Source organism: Planococcus sp. MSAK28401 (genome assembly GCF_018283455.1).
Lineage (GTDB): Bacteria > Bacillota > Bacilli > Bacillales_A > Planococcaceae > Planococcus > Planococcus alpniumensis.
The window spans coordinates 2632136-2647766 of the sequence record NZ_JAAMTH010000001.1 but is presented as its reverse complement, the minus strand read 5'-3'; the positions used below and the strand labels follow the sequence as shown (position 1 = coordinate 2647766).

Sequence of the window (15631 nt, the reverse complement as noted above, 5' to 3'; positions counted from 1 at the left end):
AGTGGACTGAGATAAAACAAGCGTAGTTTTTATATAAACTTTATTTATTTCCATAATTATGTAGATATTCCAGCTGAGACTTAGTATATTAAAGAAAATAAATCTTAGTAATACAGGTAAGAAAATTGCTTGATTTGCAAAAGGATAGCGAAAAGGTGAGGGCATAAATAATGTTCAAAAAGAAGTTTTATGTCTGTTCAGTTTGTGGGTTTGACGGTCTTCGAGGACCACTTTATAGAAATGGACTTCCCGATTATAGCTTGATCTGCACTTGTTGTGCTTTCCAACCAGGCTACGATGATTTAGACCAAGGCTATACATTTGAAACCTACAGAACGGAATGGTTAGCAAACGGGGCAGAGTGGTTTATGAAAAAAGAGCAGCCGAAACATTGGAGTTTAAAAGAGCAATTAAAAAACATTGGCATCGAACTGTAAAACATATAACACCATTAACGAAAAGTTTGAAAGGGGAATTGCATGAAATTCAAAAACATCATTTACCTGATCGGCGCATTTTTGGTATTTATCTTTTCGACACTTGCCAGTTGGTATGAAGGCGGGCAATTGCGCGATATTTCGTGGGAGTGGAAATACTCGGCGGTTTTTTCCACATGGCTGAATGGGCCAGTGAACGAGGCGGATGATATTTTGGCGATCGACCATTTCGTCTACGCGGCAAAATTCGAGCCGCTGTTCCCATTATTGATGGCAGCATCACTCTTGTTCATCGTCTTTCAGCTATCAGCTTGGCTATTGAGAAACCGCAAGACCACGCACATCATTTTCCTGTCGCTAATGGCGGTAGGTTTGCTCTTGATGAGCGCGATGTTGCTCAATTCACCGACGATCGGGCTAACTTTATTCTCTGGTTTCTTCGGGCTATCAGGTCTCTTGACGCTCGTGCTCATCCTGTACAGCAACAATCAAAAATGGATGCGCCGCGCAGCCCAACGGACGAACTAAGGATTCTTAATTTGGAGGTGTTCAAATGGAATGGTTAATCGATCTCGTTCCGATTCTCATCATCGCAGCGTTTGCCTACGGAGCATTTGGGCAAATCAAAGAATCTCTTGTCGTCGCGAAGTCGGTGCCATGGGATTCGACAAACGATAAACGAATAATCGTTGGAAATCACATACTTACCTTGTCATACGTAGGATTTGTCCTGGCATTGATCGTCAATTTGGCTGTCTACAATTATTCATTTCCTCAACCCGCTAGCACAGCCAATGCCGCTAGCCTGACTGCGTTCTATTGCTTATTGATGATGTTCGTTGCTGAACTTGGAATTATGCCAAAACGGCAAGGCCCCAAAAAATTGTATTCAATCAGATAAAGCAGCCTCCGGTTCGAATTCTCTTGTGGGCTCGAACTAGAGGTATTAAGTAGGTGTAATCTTCTTTGCAGCCGTGTAGAAAAACTAGTGGTAAAGGGAGTATCAAATGAAATACGTCATTGTCTCAACTGGGCTTTTTATTTCTGCCGCAATTATGTTTTCCGCTGCCTATATTGCTTCAGCCGTTCTCAGGTCAATTACCGGAAGTTATGGGCAAAGTATTCTCACGCCTCAAACTCAATCGCTTTATTTGTTGAGCATAATTACTGCACTAGTAGCTATTGCATTATTAGCAATTGACTATTTTAAAAAAGACAAATAAATGGGATTCCATATTTGCTAAAAGGCCTCTTACACCAACTCGTGTCAGAAGCCTTTGGTATGAGTAATTATTCAGTCAAAACTCGAGTTGTGAGTGAGCTTCAAGAATCGGTGACAAGAATATATGCCTCGCTAATACAAAATAACAACCAAATAAAACAGCCTTCAGTTCGAGCCATAGAATGGTCTCGAGCGGAGGCTGTTTTTGATATTAAAGAAGAAAAAGCAATACGCATAGGCTTACGACAGTAGCGCCGAACGAGATTTCGATTTTCGTTTCTTTCGCGCTGTCTTGCTTCACTTTGTGAACGACTGACAGTACGAATAGGCTATAGAGGAACAAGAAGAAATAAACGATCCCGTATAAATTCCAGCGATAATTTGTGAGCCATTCATTCACCGAGGTGATCAGTGAAGCGGCTATAAACAGTACGACAGAAACCGCGAGCAACAAGCCCGACAGCACGTTCATCTTGTTCCACAAAGGATGCGACAGGAAACGTTCGCTTTTTTTGCTGTGAAAGATGAAAAACAAATGAATCAAGCTCGTACTCAGCAAGATGAAGGTCAGTACGATCAGCATCGAACTGATGGCACCGGACGTAAGCGCGTTCCCGATATCAAGTGAATAAAATTCGGCCACAACAGCGAGTGCAATCAGACCTGCCACAGCGGCCGCTTGGTAGAGAGTCCATTTTGTAAATAGCATCCAATTCTCCTTTATCGATGAGGTAAGCCGGTCATTCTTTATTGACTTCCGCATAGCGGATTCGTACAAAAGATGGCTTTGGGTCTGAGCTCTTTGCCGTGTCACGCACGTCTTCAACTTCTGGCTGCACAACAGGCAATCGTTTCTGCGTAAGCCCTTCAGCGATTGTGATAAAGCAATAGATCAAAATCATGAACACAGCCAAGGGAGGGAGGATCATCCAGAATTGATTGGTGGAGAAAACTTCCCGGGAAATGGCGATCATGCCCGATAGTTCGTAAATTTCCGGAACGAGCCGCGTCGAATCGGCTTGGGCAAGAGCGCCGCCGACGAAGATATTCAAAATGCCAAGGTGGACGAACATCTGCAGCACTTGAATGATGTGCTGCACCCACATCAACACGAGTTTCGGCCATAGCTCCGGCTGGATGTGCTTCGAGAGGATCCAACTCATCGACCCGCCCATCAAGACCGAACTGATGACATACTCTTTCTTCAAGGTGTCGTTCATTTCATTCCCGATGGCGCTTGTCGTGATTGGCAAAACGACGAGTGACATGATCAACACTTGGAAAATTAAGCGCTCCGTCAAACTCAGATCCCATTGGCCGTAACTGATGAGGACCGGCAGCAATAAAATATAAGTCACCAAAGTCAGCGGCAAGAAATGCATGCCATCTGCGATTGAATTGACGAAATGCCGCAGCTTGTCGGTAAAGAAAAAGGTATACACCACGCCGAACAAATAGCCGAAAACGATGCGCAAACCGGCTATCAATAAACTCAAGACAATGGTGTATTTCATGCCGACCAATAATTGCTGGGCGATGGAATAGCCGTATGGATCGGTGCCGAATAGGCTTTCAGCGGACGGTGAATGCGGCGCGCTGCTTTCAATGCTGCCCTCTTCGTCGTATACATAATTCGTTTGCGCGATGGCATCACCGGTGAACACAGCATAAAGGACACTCGTTGTGAACAAACCGAGCACGATAACTGAAGGAATCAAGATGCGCGGGTTTTTGAGAGTTGCCAAGCGCGTCGAAGTGGACCGTCGATTGGCGAACAGCAAACGGAAACCAGCCCGGATTTCGTTCAAGTCGAAAAGGCGTAAATTGAATTTGGCAAACACCGCATTTCGCTCAATCTCGTATTTCCCAAGCCACAACTCCACTACGGCATAGAAAATGAAGAATGGGATGAACACTGTCAAGAGGATGAACGCAATGCCTTTCGGGCTGAAATCATTGCGCAAATAGTACAGGATGCCTTCCACCCCGAATAAATGCTCAATGATCAATAACGCAGAAAGCGCCAGCCACACAATCGATTTGGATTGATAGAATGCGCTTTTCAATACATTGGACGTGCAATGCTTCCACAAGACCTCAAAACGGCTCAGCCCTTTGGAACGTGCAAGTTCCACGTAAGGGTATCGCTGTTCTTCTTCGTACAATAAAATGAACAGCTTCAAAAATAATACCGCAGGCACGACCGATAAACAGACGACGGGCGCCAAGTAAATCTCCTCGCCGCCCAAGCTGTAAAAGCTAAGAAGCAAAAACCCGGTCCGTTGAAAAATAGCGATGACGCCAATTTGAATCAAGAATATGTAGGCGAAGTCAGGGAAAGACTGAAGGAGCTTAATGATTTCCAACATTGAGCGCTTCAAGGCGCCTTTCGACAACAACACGGCAAAGGAAAGAATAAAGGCTGAAACGAAAGCTAACGCCAGTGCCATGAGGAAAATCGACATCGAATACACATAAGGCCCGCTTAAAAACTTCTCAAAGGACACCGGAATCGTCTCAAGAGAACCCGGAACGCGGTAGCTCAAGGTCCATTCGGAAGCAGTCGTAAACCCGGTGAAGATCATTTGCAAAGCCTCTCCATAAGAACGGAAATTCAAAAAAGAAGTCCCGTTGAATAAAGCTGGAGCAGCACTGATTAAAATAATGCCAATCACACCAAAGATAAATTTTGTTAAAATCGTCCATAAACTTTTCATATTCGCCCCCCTTAAACAAAATGATGGTCGCTTCGCACTTAATTAAAGAAATAGTCACGATAGGCGAAAAACGTAACCCCGACCATCAGCACCAAATACAAAATCGAGCCGATCAAAATATAGGAGCGATCGGAGACAGGAGTGCTCTGTTCCATCCGGATGCCAGTCGATCCTTGAATCGACATATCCAAATGACGGCTGGCCATCCCGCCTTTCGACTTGAAAAAGAATACGATGACGACCGCGAGCCCAGCGAACGGGATGGCGATGTCCAAAAATCCGAGTGGCGTAAAAAAGCTTACAAGCCAATTGCCAAGTACGAGTACAAGCATGGTAATTAAGACGGTGAGTATGTTTTTCATAAGGACCTCCAGTTGGGTTTTTGAAAAAAATGTTAATTCCTTTAACATACTGTACGGTATAACGGGTAAATGGTTTCAAACAAGCAGAATATTCAAGCACTGCACAATAAATCAATCTTCAAAATTGGATTATAGGTTACTAATCAGAAACAATAGGAGGGCACATGGCTCAACACAATTCGAGAAAAAAAGACACTGTTACATTACTGGCGTACTTCTTATTGATCGGTGTTTCTTTCTATTTGATTGCTTACCTGAATATCTTTCCAGGAGCGTTCAGTTATGAAGAGGAGAGCGAAAGGATAGTAATTACACAAGGGAGTTTGGAGAAAAGTTCGGTGACCGTAAATGTTGAGGAGTATGAAACAAGTGATTGGCTGCGAATGAGCTTGTTGCAAGCCAATATTCGCACGCTGCAAAGCTTCTTAACGCTGTTTTCGGTACTCATCCCCATGAGCATATTCTTCTTGCTCGAGCACAAGCGCCTCGACTTTTTGAAAATAAGCAAGACGCTAAGAATCTTGAGTATTGCTTTGGTTTTCTTTGTCCCTTTTCTACTTTTAACAATCGGATATGTAGACATTTTGGAGAGAATTGAACAGGGGTTGGCAGCTATACTGATCGAAAGTTGAACAGAATATCAAAGCCGTCAAAATATGTGCCATCAATTTGGATAAACAAGGGGGACTGAACTTGCCGCAATGGGCCGTTTATATACTGACAACCTTACTGGGCGGCATCGCAATTCAAAATATATACATAGCCATCAAACCGATAAAAAATGGAGAGAAACAAGAGTTGGAAGAAGTGTTTTCGTATGGAGATGGGCCTTTTTTCGTTCTAGGGTTCTTGTTCAGCTTCCTGTTTTGGTGCAGCGAGAAATTTTTCTCGGAAAGATTGCAACTCGCCGCTTTTCGTTTGATCAGCTTGCTGATGGCAACTTCTTTAATCGGATTGATCCTTTTAATTTGGAATCTCGATATTGTGGCAGATTTTTTACTAAGCCTTTGAACAAGGGCACGATTCGCCATCTTTGGTGGCATTTGCACCCAGAAAGAGCTATCATGAAATCAACTGATACAAGCCGCATGATCAGAAATTTTCATGGGAAACAGTCAGCTATCAATTTAAGAATCTATAATTTGCTGAAAGGGGAGTTGAACGGTGGCTTATCAATTAAGAGACAACTTCAAGCTATTTTCATTGAATTCAAATCAGGAACTGGCGCAGGAGATTGCGGACCATCTCGGCTGTGAGCTGGGCAAGAACTCCATCACCCATTTTAGCGATGGGGAAATCCAAATCCATATCGAAGAAAGCGTGCGAGGGGCGGAAGTTTACGTCGTTCAATCGACATCACAGCCTGGACACGAGCACGTCATGGAATTATTGATCATGATCGACGCTTTGAAGCGGGCGTCGGCTGATTCCATCACAGCGGTCATTCCGTATTACGGATACGCACGCCAAGACCGCAAAGCAAGTTCACGTGAACCGATCACCGCGAAACTCGTGGCGAACATGCTGGTAAAAGCGGGAGTGGATCACGTCATCACGATGGATTTCCACGCACCGCAAGTACAAGGCTTCTTCAACATCCCGGTTGACCAATTGCTGGGCATCACCGAACTGTCCCAGCATTTCATCGATAAAAATCTCGAAGATGCCATCGTCGTAGCACCAGACAATGGCGGATTGACCAGAGCGCGCAGACTCGCGGATCGCTTGGACGTCCCGATTGGCTTTATCGATAAGCGTAAAATGCCAGGCGAAGCCGAGACGATGAACATCGTCGGCGACATCAAAGGCAAAAACGCCGTCATCATCGTCGACATCGTCGATACCGCGAAGACCATTTCCGATGCAGCGAACCTGCTCGTGGAAAATGGCGCGAAAGCAGTCTACGCTTGCTGTACGCATGCCGTATTGTCTGGCGACTCCATTCAACGCATCCAAGACTCCGCGTTGACGGAACTTGTGGTCACTAACACGATTCACGTGCCGAAAGAAAAACGCATCCCGAAAATCACCATTCTCTCGATCGCGCCATTGCTCGCAGAAGCAATCGAGCACGTGCACAACGAAAAACCAGTCAGTCCTTTGTTTGAAGGATGACAATAGAAAAATGCAGCGAACCCCAAATGAGTGCCAGAAAGACGGCGCGCAGTTGGGGTTCGTTTTTGTTTGAGTCAGCTTATCCAAACTCAATCGGTGTATCTGATGGGAAGTCGCCGGCAAGATTTCCCGGTGTTGAGTACTTTTCTTCACAAGTATAAAGATTGAATCCTTGTCCATCATGCCAAATGACGATTAACGAAGAAGGATTTTGCATGTTAAAGTGTGGGCGCGGTAATTGTTTTTTTCTGCCGAACCAACCTGTCAATTGCACCGTAGTATAGCTCAAGCTATCGGGATAGGAAACAGCATAGAACTGGTTGGCACAAGCAATCCAAAAAGTTTTCGCTAGCGCAAAGCTGAGGGCGATCGGATTCTCTAGAATGGCTCGAAACACAGCAGTACTTTTATGATTCTGTTCATTTATTATTGAATGGCTAATTCCTTGTTTCTGAAAACTGCTCTTGAGTTCATCGGATACTCCTGAGAATAGTTCAATGGTTAAATGAACAGGAAATCTGTTCTGGGCAATAAGGAAATGAATTAAAATCTGCTGCGTCTCGATATCGTAATGTTCATCATTAACCGGAGATACATATAGCTTCGTAAGATATGAGTCAGAATTAAATATAGGATATTCATCTTTTGGAATGAAATCTTCTGTGCATATATAAATAGGGTTCATCAGTAACCACCTCTATAAGAAGTATATCGATTCTGGAAGAAAACTGTTAAAGTTAAATTATGGAATTAAAGAGATAGAAGGTTCTGAATATCGCTTTATTAAGGAGGATCAAATGAAGAACATACTGAAACAATTTCGTTTAGCGATTCCACTTGTATTGCTCGCCATCAACCTCGTGCTATTTTCTTTTCTGCTGGAAGAGTTAGTAGACGCCTCGCCTCCGAATTATGGCGGCGGCATGCAATTAATGACGACGGTTTTCGGACTCATTTCATTTCTCTATATTCAAAAGACGGAAGGTCCGAAACCATCCGGTATATGGATTTTACAGGCTTTGAATTGGCTTTTCATTATTTTTCCGATTTCCGTCATCTTTATTTTCATGCTGGCATTCATCTGACTATAAATAAAACGAAACGTTTTTTCGTTTTTAACAGTATATATACTCATCAATCAATTTAAGGGGGAGAAAGGCAATGAAACGATTTTTCTATTATTTTATCTGGAGCATCGCGATTGCATTTATTGTGTATGCGGGATTGCAGCTTCAACAACTATTGAGTGAAAAGGCAGCTTCAGAATTTGAGCCAAGGCCTCTTTGGATTTACATAGTTATTTTTCCAATCATCATCGGCTTATTATTGCGCACGCCAAAGTTTATGTTGGAGAGAAAAGAAAGCCGGATTGGCGGATTCGATTGGAGCAAGTTCTTGGCGGTCGGCGTGCCGGCATTCATCGTATTAGCTTTATCTATTTTGCCTTTATTGCCTATCGAAAACCTGACTTTTTCTGATGAAGTCTATGTTCAAATTGACATGCTTCTTTTTAGCAGCACCACAGCACAAACAATCGCCGGTCTCGTCTTCGGCTATACTTTACTCGACAGCTTCAAAAGCGAGGAGCGGGGATTCCAGGAATCGACTTCCGACCTGTTCAACGCCGTGATGAAGTTTACGCCGAAAGGGTGAGTGGATGATGATTAGAAGAGCGAGAGTTTCGGACGCACGAGGAATTGCAAAAGTCCATGTAGACAGTTGGATTACCACGTACCGCAATATTGTCCCAGATGAATATTTGGATGGGCTGAAATACGAAGAAAGAGAGAAGCAATGGGAGCGCAACCTGCAGCATGCTACAGCGTTCGTAGCAGAAAACAAAGCCGGAGAAGTCATCGGCTTTGCAGACGGCGGCAAGGAGCGCTCCGGCGACTACCCGGACATAGGCGGAGAAGTGTATTCCATCTATATCCTGAAAGCTTACCAAGGGCAAGGTGTCGGTAAACTGTTGATGCAGGCAATAAGCAAGGAACTGCTGGGGCGTGACATTCAGTCCATGCTAGTTTGGGTGCTCAAGGAGAATCAATCCAGCGGCTTTTACAAAAATTTAGGCGGGACAGTCATCGATGAAAAACACATAACGATCGCCGGCAAACAAATACCCGAACTGGCCTATGAATGGGCAGATATCAGTATGATAGTAAAGCACAATTGAACGACATAGTTCAACGTCGTCATTCAGTGGGAGTGTCTTGATATGAAAAAACTGGTGTTACGAATTTCAGCCTTGTTAATGATTCTTATACTGATAGGTTGCATCGCCGAAGATTATGATGTAGGTGTTCCAAGAGCATATTTACTGGCAGATGATAGTTTGCGAGGCGAACCTATGCAATTAACAGAAGCAAATATCAGTTGGAGTTCGTCGAGTGGAGAAGTAACGGAAACGATAAATGACATTGAAGAAGTCGGCTTATCACAAGAGGCCACTATAGTCTCTCCAAACCAGCCAGCTTCTTTGGATTTCAAGGAGAATGAAGAGAACGGCGGGGACATTTGGACAGATCCGACAATCACGGCGGCCTTATGGAAAGATGGAGAAGAAACGGAGCTTGAACTAAACGATTCGAGAGAATTTCATTTTCCGCAAACCGAAGGGAATTATGTATTAGCAGTGGAATTTATTGATCGAGACAATGAAGCTCAATATATAGGGAATATCGTAATCGAAGAAACACCAGAGCAAAACGCCGGACAGCTTCCAAACTACGCAGATATGGCAATGCCTATAATTACGAAGATGTCATCTGCCGATTCAAACGGAGTGGTATTCGACCATAACTATACCCAGGTGTGCTGGAACAATTGTTATGCCAACAGCAGTATGGACGTAGCAGAAACAATTGATTGCACCATTGTCGGAGGATAACGAGGTAGAAGCGTTAGAATCCTCCTCCCGGGAGCAAGAAAGCGAACCGTCACTCCTAGAAAAGACACTCGAAGATTTTGGAAGTGAATTTGGAAGAGATACAAAGCTGCATCTAGAAAACCAGGAGGAATTTTTTGTTAAAGTTCAAAAGTAAAAACAGGGATAAGATAGGGATACTAGCTGTAACTACTGTTGTAGTTGTAATTTTACTTATAACAGCAGGCTTTGTAGGGTTGCCCTTTTTTGGCATCTACGGTTTATATGAGGTGTTGGAGGAATTAAATTTAATTAATGTCACCACTGGCGATAGTTTCATGGGAAATATAACGTATTTCACTTTTTTAATTTTCGTCATGTACGTTATTACACTTATTTTAGATTTAGTATCTAAAATAATAATTTATAAAAAGAAGAAGAAAGTAGCTATATCAAGAGGTAATATGCTTTTAAATTATGGAATCCAAGCAGTTATTGCTGCGTATCTATTTAAAATATTACTCGATAATTTTTTCTCAAGAATTGACTTATCCTTAGTTGGATCATTTATCTCTTTTGTAATCATGTATTTAATTTACTTTGCGTTACTCGATGATTACGAAGTAGAACAATAGTTTAATTGTAAAATTAAGGAAATGCAAAAGATCATCAATCAAAGGATCTTTTTACGCTTATATACATAGGTTTCAAACTTTGAGAATAGTAGAAATGAATGTAACTTAAGTGCATTTAAGTTACATTCATTTTTCTAAAGTTTTTTATTTCTAGAAATAAAAATTCCGAATATTTGAATAAAATTCACATTAAATTTAAAAATAATAAAAGAGATGGAATATTCGAATGGGGCGATGAAATGAAAGGTTTATTTTTAGCAATATTAGGGGCACTGGCAGCTTGGTTTGTAATTAGTTTCTTTACAAATGATTGGGATACTACTGGATTAATTTATTTGATCCTGGGGATTGTAGTAGGATACCAAGTTCGAAAGCAAAATACAGAGAAACCAGTTAATGATGATCACTAGTTACGCTAAATTAGTAAAGGCTTTAGAGTCTTGTTCTTAGAGAGGTGAATGTAACTTATTGTGAATTAAGTTACATTCACATTCAGACAAAAGGTTAATCTCTTTGGCCGAAATTTTGTAAGAGAACATCGAAAGAGGTGGAATGTTCCGTTATGAAATCCGAACAAAAAATAATGATTATCGAGGGATTTCTCGAGCAGGCTGGTCCGGATGCCATTGAGAACATTGCCACCTTTTTAGAAGACGAAGATCCTCACGTTATGTGGGTGGCCATCGAAGCTCTGGGAACATTACCGATCAGCGAAAAAATCAAAAACACCCTGCTGCCCCTAATCGCCAATCCGGATGAAGAAATTCGGTTTAAAACGCTCGAAGCACTGTGGGGTTATACGGGAGACGCTGTTTTAAACGCCGTGGTCAATCGATTGAAAGATGACGATGAACTCGTACGTATTTCAGCGGTGGAAGCCTTAGGTGAGATGCGAGATAACGGAGGGAAACAGCATCTGATCGATGCCTTAACCGATGTGGAAGAAATAGTCCGTAGGGAGGCCGCAGAAGGGCTAGGCAAACTTGGAGATGCATCAGCAGTCCCTGTACTGGAAGCCTTTCTTCAGAACGAAACAAGCAACACGGCGAAAGTCGGTTTCTATGTTGGTCTCTATCTTTTGGGTGCTGAATTCCGCCTGATATCTCTTTTGAATCTTTTGAAAGACCCATCCTATCAAGTGCGTTGTTCGGTTGCTAATTGCGTTTTGGACTTGGTCGATAAAGAAAATGAAAAGCTGATTATAAAAACGCTAAATGCTGCACTCATAAGGGAAACGACAATTGCCGCCCGTTTCACTTTGCAAAGCGCACTAGAGGAACTTAATTCCTCAAATGATTTACTATGAAATGATTATGTAAACATTTGAATGTAACTTATTAGCAATTAAGTTACATTCAGATCAAAAGACTATTCTGTAAGGTTTTAGAGACGGAATCGTGAAGTGTATATTTTACATTTTAAGACCCATCAAGAGAAGGAGCTTCAAATAAAGTTTTTCCTCTTTATAGGAATAGATCGTTATTAAGTTTCGATGCTTTGTAATTAAAACTTCGATTGAATATGAGTCTTGCAAACTTGTTGAGTGGGGTATAGTTCGAAATTTCAGTATGGTATCATATGGATATTCCATAACTTTTAGAAGAGGAGTATATATGAGTAAAGTACTTTATGTTTTAAGTCTTCTAATTTTTGCTTTTCTGATTTATAGTCTTTTCAGCGACCGAGAAACTCCACCTGTTTTATTAATGATTGCAGTTTTAGTTGCTTATATGATCTACTTTATATTTTTAAAAATGGATAAAAAGAAAGGCAATACATAAAAATCAATAAAACCTGGATTGCTCTACTAAGAGCGATCCAGGTTTTATTTTAGAGACAAAAAATAAATTAAAGAGTCTCAATAATACCGTTAACCTTTTTACTAATTAATGTTTTTATAAAACGTAGACGAGAGCGTAAAATACCTTTTGTAAATGAGAAGAAAGGGAATGCTTTTCTAATATTTAGTTTACATATCATCTATTATCGGTAAGGAAGAAGCTAAATAAGCTTCCCCCATTTTTGGGAGGTGTAAGTAAATTTTACGAACGCATTGAGAAGGTTTAAGGTCAGTTGAATACAACTACACAGAAAAACGCTACCTAAAGGCAGCGTCAATAAATTTCTTCATTCATTTCTGTAAGCAAGTCATCTTTATCCAGAAATTGTAGCTTCTCAATTTTTCCTTCTTTAGAAGTAATGGCTTCACCTTCGAAAGAATACGGATGGACTTCTCCGTTTGCTTTTTTGTAGTCCACTTGGAAAGTAAATTGATACATTTTCGGATTGTTTTCGTTCTGGGTGATCTTAATCTCCGACGCTGTCAGGTCATATTCGCCATCAAAACCACTGTACATAAAAGCAGGTGTGCCATTTAAAAAATTGTCATAGCCATTTTCTGTGAAATAAGCAGCATAGGTCTCGGCCATGTAGTTCATGTAATTTTGCCATACCGGAGTTTGCTGTAAGGCATCAAACTCTTCTTGAGTTGTCGCATTGTTTTGGGCTTCCATAGCAGCTTCCCATACTTCTTTATACATCTCATCTGGTCCGTTGAATTCTTCTTCAATGACAGCTTGAATGGTTTCTTTGCTTTTTTCTGTATCTACCTCTTCGCTTCCTACCAAAGCAGGTTCTTCATCTGTGTTATTTCCTTTTCCTGTCGACAAACCACTCTCTTCTTGAAGGATATTTTGTGAAAGGAACAGAACCCCGGCTACTAAAAGGATCGAGCACAGCACTAAACTAGAGGTGAATTTAAAGCCATTGAAAAACCGAGTTTTGGATTCCTGTTTACCCAAGTTCGATAAAATCTGGGAGTGCAGCTTTGCTTTGTGTTGCTGGTTCCAAATGATATCCTGATCCAATTGTTTCAACTGATTATCTAATGAGGTATGGATACCATCAGTTTTTTTCATGGATAATTCCCTCCTTATTTAACTGTTTTTCCAATGCGGAAAGGGCTCGGGAAAGGGTGTTTTTCACTTTGCTTTCGGTCCAATTTAAAATTTCTCCGGTTTCTTGTATACTAAACTCCCTTATTTTCCTCAAAATAATAACTTCGCGATACGGGCCTTTTAGCTGACTCAATGCGTGATAAAGCTCTGTAGAGTTCTCTCTGATCTCCACTATTCCTTCAGGAAAAGTGCTTGTGCTTTTTCCAATTAATACCAGTTCCTTTAATAGTTCCAAGGGCTTTTGCTTTCGAATAAAATCAATGGTGAGATTGTGGGCAATGCGAAACAGCCAGGTTTTCGGATTTGCCTTTCGTTCAAAGCTCTCAAAATGCTGGAATGCTTTAATAAACGTCTCTTGTGTTAAATCCTCCGCTTGTTGATGGTCGCGGACCATGAGCAATATATACCTGAATATCGAATCACCATGCTGCTGATACCACTCAGTGATTTCGCTTTTTCTCTCGCTAGTCAAGGAATCTCGCCCCCTAATTTATGGTTTCTACTTGTTAGACGTAATTAAAAAACAAAAGTCTTGTTTTTTGGAATATTTTTCATTTGCCTCGCGTATAAGAAAAGTATACAAGAAGAATATGTTTACATGTGACCCCTTATCGGAAGTGAAGAAAATCTAGAATGAGTTTCTTCTTTTTTTCTAAATAGACATATTTTTTTGAATGATTATAATTCATACTATTACATATAGGAAGTAGCGATAAGGTAAATTATGTTAAAGTTATAGTAGTCAGAAAACTTTTTCATTAAGTGAATTTAATAGAAATAGCCAACATAGAGATTCAAAATGAAAGGGTAATCAGATTCGAGATAACTATAAGATTATTGTTTTTGGTTGCGAGACAGATAAATAGAGATGATCGATGCAAAGCAAAATTTGTACTTAACAAAGAGGAGGCGTGGTTATGATGAGTTCTGGAATGATAGATAGCTTAATTGTGTACGGCCCAATTATTGTTTTAATTGTTGCTTGTATTGGGATAGTTTGGAGTGTTTTGAAAAAAAGAAGATATTTAATTGGATATATATTTCTCCTTGTAGGAGCAGGAATTTATTATTGGGGTATGTACGTAGGAAAGTGGGAAGGGATAGCTATCTCTTTATTTTGGGGTGGGGGGATGGTTCTTCTTGGCTTATTAACTTTGCTATTTATCCTTGTTTATACAAAGTTAGTGATAACTAAGCGAACAAAGACTGAGGTTAAATAAGCCTGACTTAAATAAGAAGAACTTCCAGGAAAGTGGAGTTCCTTATTGCCTGCAATATCGATACAAAATTTAATAAAGTCAATTTTCTAAGAGAGTTAATCAGTTTACATATTATGTGATTATCGAAAGGGAAGAAGCTAAACGCTTTTTCTCTTTCTTTATGTTTGAAAAACTGTATTTTACGAACAGAGTGGGCTGGTAACTATAATGTGTAAATTCTTTCTGCTGGATATATATGTTAAAGTGAAAAAATAATAGAGAAAGATGAAGAACTTCAAACAAAGATGACAGTCTAAATTTCAAAAGTAAAAGGAAGGAGGGGCTGAATTGAGAAAAACCGTGAAAATTATTCTAGGGATTTTAGGCGTCGTTTTTCTAGGTATGGTGGTGCTCGTCATATTATTTAACCTAAGCATGAAACCGGATCCTGATAGTGAAGAAAAGATACGGCAAGAAGCAGGGCGATACCTAGAAGCAAACTTCAATGATGATTTTGAGCTCTACGATACGTTATATGACAATATGGGGAATTTCGAATTTGAGTACGCAGCTAAGGTGCGAGAAATTCGAAGCAATATCGAATTTCTAGTGTATCCGGACGCTGAGACAGAACAGTTAGTGGATACATATGTTTCTGATAAATGGTCAGATGAACTTGAAGAGGAAATGAGCCCATACGTGCGTCAAGCTTTTGGAGAGTCGGCTGTAGTTTATGTATATATTGACGATGAGATAGGAGCTGCATTAAATATCGATCCGCTCAACCCTGGAAGTTTCAAAAATTATAATCTCGAACCCACAGTCCGACTGGATATACCGAGGAAAAGAATGGAGAGCGATGAGGAACGTTTCACTGATTTCATTTCTTACTTAACGGATGAAGACATTTTGCAACATGGTCAGCTTATTGTGTCCTATGTTGCTGAAACAGGTGAGATTTTGGAAGATAAAGAGTGGAGCCGGGAATTTTAAAAAATTATTTCATGTGTACTGGCGTTATTTATAACCTCGACATCGCTAAAATTCCAGATTATTTGAGAAAACCGATGAGTCAGAATCTTACGTCTCTGAATAAAACGAAAGTGCAGTTAATTTACATT

Annotated in this window: 23 protein-coding genes; 17 read left to right on the top strand and 6 right to left on the bottom strand. The window is 40.8% G+C overall.

Annotated elements, in window-relative coordinates; genetic code table 11:
• Positions 1 to 170 precede the first annotated feature (170 nt).
• The 4 genes from G3255_RS13510 to G3255_RS13495 all read left to right on the top strand — a co-directional run bounded on the left by G3255_RS13510 (position 171) and on the right by G3255_RS13495 (position 1660).
• Positions 171 to 437, top strand: coding sequence for a hypothetical protein (locus G3255_RS13510; RefSeq protein WP_249222125.1), 267 nt, complete (start codon positions 171 to 173; stop codon positions 435 to 437).
• A 42-nt stretch (positions 438 to 479) separates the two neighbouring features.
• Complete coding sequence (locus tag G3255_RS13505) at positions 480 to 965, top strand: DUF4306 domain-containing protein (RefSeq protein WP_211654950.1); 486 nt, start codon at positions 480 to 482, stop codon at positions 963 to 965.
• Between the two features lie 25 nt (positions 966 to 990).
• Positions 991 to 1338 carry a hypothetical protein gene (locus G3255_RS13500; RefSeq protein ID WP_211654949.1) on the top strand — a complete coding sequence of 116 codons (348 nt, stop codon included), beginning with the start codon at positions 991 to 993 and terminating at the stop codon, positions 1336 to 1338.
• A gap of 106 nt (positions 1339 to 1444) precedes the next feature.
• A complete protein-coding gene (locus G3255_RS13495; protein WP_211654948.1) occupies positions 1445 to 1660 on the top strand; it encodes a hypothetical protein in 216 nt (71 codons plus the stop codon).
• Positions 1661 to 1870: 210 nt separating this feature from the next.
• Here G3255_RS13495 and G3255_RS13490 read toward each other — a convergent pair whose 3' ends face one another.
• From G3255_RS13490 to G3255_RS13480, 3 genes are read right to left on the bottom strand one after another with little or no spacing between them, the layout of a single operon-like run.
• Positions 1871 to 2368, bottom strand: coding sequence for a hypothetical protein (locus G3255_RS13490; protein ID WP_211654947.1), 498 nt, complete (start codon positions 2366 to 2368; stop codon positions 1871 to 1873).
• A gap of 31 nt (positions 2369 to 2399) precedes the next feature.
• A complete protein-coding gene (locus G3255_RS13485; RefSeq protein ID WP_211654946.1) occupies positions 2400 to 4376 on the bottom strand; it encodes an ABC transporter permease family protein in 1977 nt (658 codons plus the stop codon).
• A 38-nt stretch (positions 4377 to 4414) separates the two neighbouring features.
• Positions 4415 to 4738: a hypothetical protein gene (locus G3255_RS13480; RefSeq protein ID WP_211654945.1), complete on the bottom strand. Its 324-nt coding sequence runs from the start codon at positions 4736 to 4738 to the stop codon at positions 4415 to 4417.
• 164 nt (positions 4739 to 4902) lie between these two features.
• Between G3255_RS13480 and G3255_RS13475 the strand changes: the two genes are divergently transcribed.
• The 3 genes from G3255_RS13475 to G3255_RS13465 all read left to right on the top strand — a co-directional run bounded on the left by G3255_RS13475 (position 4903) and on the right by G3255_RS13465 (position 6853).
• Positions 4903 to 5370 (top strand): hypothetical protein, encoded by a 468-nt coding sequence (locus tag G3255_RS13475; RefSeq protein WP_211654944.1) that lies wholly within the window; start codon positions 4903 to 4905, stop codon positions 5368 to 5370.
• Positions 5371 to 5439: 69 nt separating this feature from the next.
• Complete coding sequence (locus G3255_RS13470) at positions 5440 to 5994, top strand: hypothetical protein (RefSeq protein WP_211654943.1); 555 nt, start codon at positions 5440 to 5442, stop codon at positions 5992 to 5994.
• Positions 5903 to 6853, top strand: a complete 951-nt coding sequence (locus G3255_RS13465; RefSeq protein ID WP_211654942.1) for a ribose-phosphate diphosphokinase — start codon at positions 5903 to 5905, stop codon at positions 6851 to 6853. The genes G3255_RS13470 and G3255_RS13465 overlap by 92 nt, the downstream gene beginning before the upstream one ends.
• A 79-nt stretch (positions 6854 to 6932) precedes the next feature.
• Here G3255_RS13465 and G3255_RS13460 read toward each other — a convergent pair whose 3' ends face one another.
• On the bottom strand, positions 6933 to 7538 hold the full coding sequence (locus G3255_RS13460) for a hypothetical protein (RefSeq protein WP_211654941.1): 606 nt from the start codon (positions 7536 to 7538) through the stop codon (positions 6933 to 6935).
• Between the two features lie 112 nt (positions 7539 to 7650).
• Between G3255_RS13460 and G3255_RS13455 the strand changes: the two genes are divergently transcribed.
• From G3255_RS13455 to G3255_RS13420, 8 genes are all read left to right on the top strand, one after another.
• A complete protein-coding gene (locus tag G3255_RS13455) occupies positions 7651 to 7938 on the top strand; it encodes a hypothetical protein (protein ID WP_211654940.1) in 288 nt (95 codons plus the stop codon).
• A gap of 76 nt (positions 7939 to 8014) precedes the next feature.
• Positions 8015 to 8506: a hypothetical protein gene (locus G3255_RS13450; protein WP_211654939.1), complete on the top strand. Its 492-nt coding sequence runs from the start codon at positions 8015 to 8017 to the stop codon at positions 8504 to 8506.
• A gap of 4 nt (positions 8507 to 8510) precedes the next feature.
• Positions 8511 to 9029 (top strand): GNAT family N-acetyltransferase, encoded by a 519-nt coding sequence (locus tag G3255_RS13445; RefSeq protein ID WP_211654938.1) that lies wholly within the window; start codon positions 8511 to 8513, stop codon positions 9027 to 9029.
• 42 nt (positions 9030 to 9071) lie between these two features.
• Positions 9072 to 9743, top strand: coding sequence for a hypothetical protein (locus G3255_RS13440; RefSeq protein ID WP_211654937.1), 672 nt, complete (start codon positions 9072 to 9074; stop codon positions 9741 to 9743).
• Between the two features lie 134 nt (positions 9744 to 9877).
• Positions 9878 to 10354 carry a hypothetical protein gene (locus tag G3255_RS13435; RefSeq protein WP_211654936.1) on the top strand — a complete coding sequence of 159 codons (477 nt, stop codon included), beginning with the start codon at positions 9878 to 9880 and terminating at the stop codon, positions 10352 to 10354.
• 239 nt (positions 10355 to 10593) lie between these two features.
• Complete coding sequence (locus G3255_RS13430) at positions 10594 to 10764, top strand: hypothetical protein (RefSeq protein ID WP_211654935.1); 171 nt, start codon at positions 10594 to 10596, stop codon at positions 10762 to 10764.
• Positions 10765 to 10916: 152 nt separating this feature from the next.
• On the top strand, positions 10917 to 11660 hold the full coding sequence (locus tag G3255_RS13425; protein ID WP_211654934.1) for a HEAT repeat domain-containing protein: 744 nt from the start codon (positions 10917 to 10919) through the stop codon (positions 11658 to 11660).
• A 307-nt stretch (positions 11661 to 11967) separates the two neighbouring features.
• Positions 11968 to 12135, top strand: a complete 168-nt coding sequence (locus G3255_RS13420; protein WP_211654933.1) for a hypothetical protein — start codon at positions 11968 to 11970, stop codon at positions 12133 to 12135.
• 333 nt (positions 12136 to 12468) lie between these two features.
• Here the strand turns inward: G3255_RS13420 and G3255_RS13415 are convergent, their stop codons facing one another.
• Both G3255_RS13415 and G3255_RS13410 read right to left on the bottom strand, forming a co-directional pair.
• The gene (locus G3255_RS13415; protein WP_211654932.1) at positions 12469 to 13272 is read right to left on the bottom strand and encodes a hypothetical protein; all 804 of its coding nucleotides are present in this window, start codon (positions 13270 to 13272) and stop codon (positions 12469 to 12471) included.
• Positions 13259 to 13783: an RNA polymerase sigma factor gene (locus G3255_RS13410; protein WP_211654931.1), complete on the bottom strand. Its 525-nt coding sequence runs from the start codon at positions 13781 to 13783 to the stop codon at positions 13259 to 13261. Before G3255_RS13410 ends, G3255_RS13415 begins: the two co-directional genes overlap by 14 nt.
• A 445-nt stretch (positions 13784 to 14228) precedes the next feature.
• Here G3255_RS13410 and G3255_RS13405 point away from each other — a divergent pair, with 445 nt between their 5' ends.
• Together G3255_RS13405 and G3255_RS13400 are read left to right on the top strand one after the other, a co-directional pair.
• Entirely contained in the window at positions 14229 to 14531 is a 303-nt protein-coding gene (locus G3255_RS13405) for a hypothetical protein (protein ID WP_211654930.1), read from the top strand.
• A gap of 327 nt (positions 14532 to 14858) precedes the next feature.
• A complete protein-coding gene (locus tag G3255_RS13400; protein ID WP_211654929.1) occupies positions 14859 to 15503 on the top strand; it encodes a hypothetical protein in 645 nt (214 codons plus the stop codon).
• The last annotated feature ends 128 nt before the right edge of the window (positions 15504 to 15631 follow it).